Annotated in this window: 7 protein-coding genes; 6 read left to right on the forward strand and 1 reads right to left on the reverse strand. The window is 44.9% G+C overall.

Translation table 11 applies throughout. From position 1 onward, the window contains the following. From ciss_RS09055 to ciss_RS09080, 6 genes are all read left to right on the forward strand, one after another. Positions 1 to 806, forward strand: an 806-nt coding sequence (locus ciss_RS09055) for a GHMP family kinase ATP-binding protein (RefSeq protein WP_075866034.1), incomplete at its 5' end; no start/stop codon positions are given. Beyond that, on the forward strand, positions 799 to 1,869 hold the full coding sequence (locus ciss_RS09060; RefSeq protein WP_075866035.1) for a pyridoxal phosphate-dependent aminotransferase: 1,071 nt from the start codon (positions 799 to 801) through the stop codon (positions 1,867 to 1,869). The genes ciss_RS09055 and ciss_RS09060, both read left to right, overlap by 8 nt. After that, positions 1,870 to 2,343 (forward strand): ECF transporter S component, encoded by a 474-nt coding sequence (locus tag ciss_RS09065; protein WP_075866036.1) that lies wholly within the window; start codon positions 1,870 to 1,872, stop codon positions 2,341 to 2,343. Between the two features lie 2 nt (positions 2,344 to 2,345). Beyond that, positions 2,346 to 3,074 (forward strand): hypothetical protein, encoded by a 729-nt coding sequence (locus ciss_RS09070; protein ID WP_075866037.1) that lies wholly within the window; start codon positions 2,346 to 2,348, stop codon positions 3,072 to 3,074. A gap of 11 nt (positions 3,075 to 3,085) precedes the next feature. Next, the gene (cobA, locus tag ciss_RS09075) at positions 3,086 to 3,844 is read left to right on the forward strand and encodes a uroporphyrinogen-III C-methyltransferase (RefSeq protein WP_075866038.1); all 759 of its coding nucleotides are present in this window, start codon (positions 3,086 to 3,088) and stop codon (positions 3,842 to 3,844) included. Between the two features lie 7 nt (positions 3,845 to 3,851). Then, complete coding sequence (locus ciss_RS09080) at positions 3,852 to 4,619, forward strand: adenosylcobinamide-GDP ribazoletransferase (RefSeq protein ID WP_075866039.1); 768 nt, start codon at positions 3,852 to 3,854, stop codon at positions 4,617 to 4,619. A gap of 24 nt (positions 4,620 to 4,643) precedes the next feature. Here the strand turns inward: ciss_RS09080 and ciss_RS09085 are convergent. After that, on the reverse strand, positions 4,644 to 5,099 hold a 456-nt coding region (locus tag ciss_RS09085; protein WP_143298533.1), incomplete at its 5' end, for an asparaginase.

The raw sequence follows: 5,099 nt of genomic DNA on the forward strand, positions 1-5,099 counted from the left end.
GCGGGAAAGATTTTTTATTAACTGCCCCGGTTAACTTGGGTAATGTTGTTGAAGTTTCCGTTAGCGAGAAACTTGAGATTCCCGAGGACCGTCCCAAAATTAAACGGCTGGTAGAGATTTTTTTCGATAAATTTTCGGTTAAACATAAATTTACCATAAAAGTTACGAGGAATCTTCCTGAAGGCCGGGGCATGGGCAGCAGTACGGCGGATTTAGCCGGGAGTTTGGCCGGCATGTTAACGCTAAGTGGAATTAGGATTAACCGCGGGGAATTTTTAAAAATCTTAACCCAGGTGGAACCAACCGATGGAAGCTTTCTGCCGGGAATTTCTCTTGTTGACCACCGCCAGGGGAGCTTTTGGTACCGGCTAGCGGCGGCAAAAAACTATAAAATATTTTGGATTGATACCGGCAAAGCGGTAGATACAATAGCCTTTAACCGGCGGGAAGATTTAAAGGAGCTAAATCGGCTAAAAGAGCCTAAAGTGCGTCAGGCTCTAAAAATGGTGTTCTGGGGTTTAAAAACCGATAATCCCTATCTTTTTGGGCGGGGAATGACCATTGATGCTTTTGCCCACCAGTTAATATTACCTAAAGAGGAACTTTTCTGGGTTTACAGGGTTGGTAAAGAACTGGGAGCGGTGGGGGTTAACGTGGCCCATAGCGGCAGCGGGATTGGCCTCTGGTTTTATAATTCGTGGTCGCAGGAAAAAGAAGAAATCTTAAGAAAAGAATTTTCAGCCTACGAGTGCCGGGTTCTAACCATGGCGGATGGGGGAATTTCTTTGGAGGTTCATGATGCTTGAACACGGGGGAAATAAGCAACTTTTTTACGAAAAATACGGGGTTTTACCGCGTTACGATTTTAGCGCCAATTTAAACCCGTACGGGCCACCGGAGGCAGCTTTGAAATTTTTGCGAAGAAACTTAAAAGAGTTAATTTCCATTTACCCCGACTACCGGTACCGGGAGTTAGAAAAGGCGGCTTACGGGTATTTTCAAAAGGAAGAAGTAGTGTTAGGGAACGGTGCTTCGTCCCTTTTAAATTACCTGTTGTTTTACTTAAGGCCGCAACGCGGGCTAATAGTTACCCCAACTTTTAACCTTTATGAAAAAACGTTAAAAAGCCATAACGTACCGGTGGAGAAGCTTAATTATGCGTTGGAAGATGAGGGGCTGAGTAAAATATTTAACTATCTTCTGGCGAAGGGCCGAAAAGGAGATTTACTGTTTATTTGCCGGCCAAACAACCCCGATGGCTCTGCCTGGCCCATAGGTGAATTATTCAAATTAATTGTTTTATGTCAGGAAAAAGGGATAAAGCTTCTTTTAGATGAAAGTTTTGCCGATTTTATGGAAGATGAGAGGGAAATCTTTTGGCGAAATTCCGGAAAGTTAAGAGATGTCTATATCTTAATTTCCCTTACCAAAATTTTTGCTATTCCCGGCTTAAGGCTTGGAGCTTTAATCTTACCGCAAAAGGATTATAAAGATTTTAAAAAATTTTTACCCGAGTGGGAGATAAATAATCTGGCGGCCGAAATAGGACCGGTACTTTTTGCCCAGAGGGATTATCTGTTAAAAACCAGAACTTTAGTAAAAAAAGAAAGGAATTATTTAAGCCAAAATCTTTCCCGCTTGGGTTTTCAGGTTTTACCGTCCAAAGCAAATTTTTTAATGGCTTATCTTCCTGAAAGTATCAACTTAGAACAGCTTCTTTTTGAACTGGCAAAATACCGGATAGCGGTAAGACCGCTTCAAAATTTTGGCTTGAAAAGGGAAGCGGTGCGGATTGCGGTAAAAACCCGGAAGGAAAACCGGGTGCTTATAAATGCCTTAAAACATATTTTATTCAAGGAGGTTTTTTAAATGAATACCCGAACCGTTACTACTTTAGCAATTTTAATTGCCTTAAGCGCTGTCGGGGCCTTGATTAAAATTCCCAGTCCTACCGGTACCGTAGCTTTGGATAGTTTGCCCGGTTATTTCGCAGCCCTTTATTTGTCCCCGGGTTTGGGGGCTTTGGTGGCTGCTCTGGGCCATTTGCTTTCTGCTGCTACCGCAGGTTTTCCCCTGACCTTACCGCTCCACCTGTTAGTTGCGCTGGAAATGGCTGTTTTTGCTGCGGTATTTGGAGTTTTAGGTAAGCGCAATGTTCTTGTAGGTATTGTGGTGGCTACCTTATTAAATGGAGTCATAGCTCCCCTTTCCTTTGCCATTATGCCCCAATTTGGTATGGCCTTTTTCACCGCCATGGTAGTACCCCTTTTGGTGGCATCGTTTGTTAATATTTTGCTGGCCGGTTTAACTGCCCGGGCTCTTCGCGGGAAAACGGAGAGATGAATATGGCCGGATTTAAATACCGGGATTTAACCATCGTACCTCTATCCCGGGAAAAGATGGTAATTGCTGCCGATAGCATTGGCGGGGTTGGTCCCAAAGCCGGGGATATAGTAAAAACTTCCGGAGAAATCGTTGGTCGTTACGGGGCTCGGGTGGTATTGATGGAGCTTTTAGCGGTAAAGGCCAGGCCGCAGGTAATTTCCTGTACCGTTTCGTGTGAATGGGAGCCTACGGGTAAGGAGATTTATCAGGGGGTTTTGGCGGAAGTAAAAATCCTGCCTTTTGCCATTGAAATTACCGGAAGCAGTGAAAAGAATTTTACTACAAATACCACGGGAGCCGGTTTTACGGCGGTGGGCCTGGGAGACGAGCTTTTAGTAAACAGGACTGGCGAAACTTCGGACTTATATATCGTAGGCGTACCTCTGGTAGGGGAAGAAGTGTTAAAATTTCCGGAACTGCAGGCTACACCTCATCTGGTTTATGAATTGAGCCAAAACAATGATGTGCTGGAAATCATTCCCTGTGGCTCCGGCGGAGTTTGGGCGGAACTAATGTGGCTTAAAAATCAGGGATTTGAAATAGACAGCGTTATAGCCCCTCCCTTTTCCCTGGAAAAATCCGCAGGACCGGGAACTTCACTGCTGGTGGCGGTAAAAGAGGGTATTGAGCTTAAATTGGAGATTCCGGTGCATTATCTGGGTAAAGCCATAAAAGTCAAAAAAGCTTAGGAGGGTCTGCAATGAACGGCAAGGTATATTTGGTAGGGGCGGGACCGGGAGACCCGGAGCTCATTACGGTAAAAGGGATAAAACTTTTAAAAAAGGCTCAGGTGGTTGTTTACGACCGGCTAATAAACCCCGAACTTCTAAAATATGTAAATCCTGCTGCTGAACTTTACTATGCCGGAAAAGCTCCTGGCCGACACAGTTTAAATCAGGAGGAGATTAACGAGCTTTTAATACAAAAAGCCCGGGAAGGAAAAATAGTGGTACGGCTTAAAGGGGGAGACCCTTTTGTTTTTGGCCGGGGAGGGGAAGAAGCTTTAGCTTTATTCCAGGCAGGGATTCATTTTGAAGTGGTACCGGGAGTTACTTCGGCGGTAGCGGTGCCGGCGTATGCAGGAATTCCGGTAACCCACCGGAATTTAGCTTCAACTTTTACGGTAGTTACCGGCAATGAAACGGAAAATAAAGAAGAACGGGAGGTAGACTGGGAAAAAATCGCCCGGGTTGGGGGTACCATTGTCATTTTAATGGGATTAAGTAACCTTCCGTTTATAAAAGGAGAACTTTTAAAATACTTGCCTGCCGCTACTCCGGTGGCGGTAATTTACCGGGGAACTACTCCCAGCCAGAAAGTTGTTACCGGGACCCTGGAAGACATTGTAGAAAAGGTAGTGGCGGCGGGGATTAAGCACCCGGCGGTAATTGTGGTGGGCGATGTTGTAAGATTACAAAGGGAGCTTGGCTGGTATTTTCCAGCAGCAGTAACGGAGTGAGCTTAGAATGTTAACCACCTTTCTTTTAGGCCTTACCTTTTTCACCAGGATTCCGGTGCCGGGAAAACTCAATTTTTCCGAGGAAAAATTTAACAGAGCTCCTATCTTTCTTCCCACTTATGGTTTAGTTACCGGTGGTATCTTAGCCTTAATAATTGAATTATTCGGAAGGTCCTATCCAGGCTTTTTCTGGGCCGGAGTTATAATAGCCGGGCAAATCTATTTATCGGGAGCCCTTCATATCGATGGGTTACTGGATAGCCTTGATGCAATTTACTCCAACCGCGACCAGGAAAAAAGGCTGGAAATTTTAAAGGACTCCAGGGTAGGCTCGATGGCGGTGGCGTTTTTTGGAGCGTTTTTAGTTCTAAAATACGGAAGTTTTGCTTCCTTTACTCCGAAAATGCAGGCCTTTACGGTGCTTGTTTCCGAAATTATCCTGCGGGGAACGGGGTACCTGGTGATTTATTCCTTCCCCTACGTGGGCTCTTCCCTGGGCCGGGGTTTTAAAGATTATGCTTCAACTGCCGGCTTAATCTTTACCCTGGGGCAAACCTTAATCTTTACCCTGGGAGCAGCGACGTTTTTTAACTTTTCTCTAATTAAAATTTTAATAATTTTGTTTCTGGCTTATCTTTTTGCGTTTGTGGTGGCAGCTCGCTGGCAGCGGTTTTTTGGGGGACTAACGGGGGATAATTACGGTGGGATTATGGAATTAACCGGACTTTTTGTGCCGGTGGCAATACTCCTTATAAATAAAATCGGGGTGGCGTAATACCACCCCCTTATTTTTTTAAAGCTAATAAATCTTTAAAGTAAAATTAGCTCTTATTTCTCCAACTATTTCTTTTTTGTGATTTTTAATGACCGGACGGTAGTGGGTAGCTAATTTTTTAAGTTCCTCATCACTGATAAATCCAAGCTGGCGCAGGGTTTCTAAGGTAATTGCCCCCAGGGCCCGGCTGTTCCCATCGGCCACTTTTACCGCTACGGCAATACCTTTGTTAAGAACACCTACGATTTGTACCGCTTCTGCTCCTACCTTTGAGATAAATCTACCGGGAAAACTACCCATTAAATCGGTATCAAAACGACCGGTTCCTGCGACCATTACCGGATAGGCATTCATACTGTGTACTACTGTTTCTACCGCTTCTTTTAATTTCCCGGAAAACAGGTCGGGCCGTGAGAGCTTGGCAAAGGCTAAAGCTCCATTTTTCAGGGGTACGGCAAAAACCGGCACCCCGCAGCCGTC

The organism is Carboxydothermus islandicus (assembly GCF_001950325.1).
Classification (GTDB): Bacteria; Bacillota; Z-2901; order Carboxydothermales; family Carboxydothermaceae; genus Carboxydothermus; species Carboxydothermus islandicus.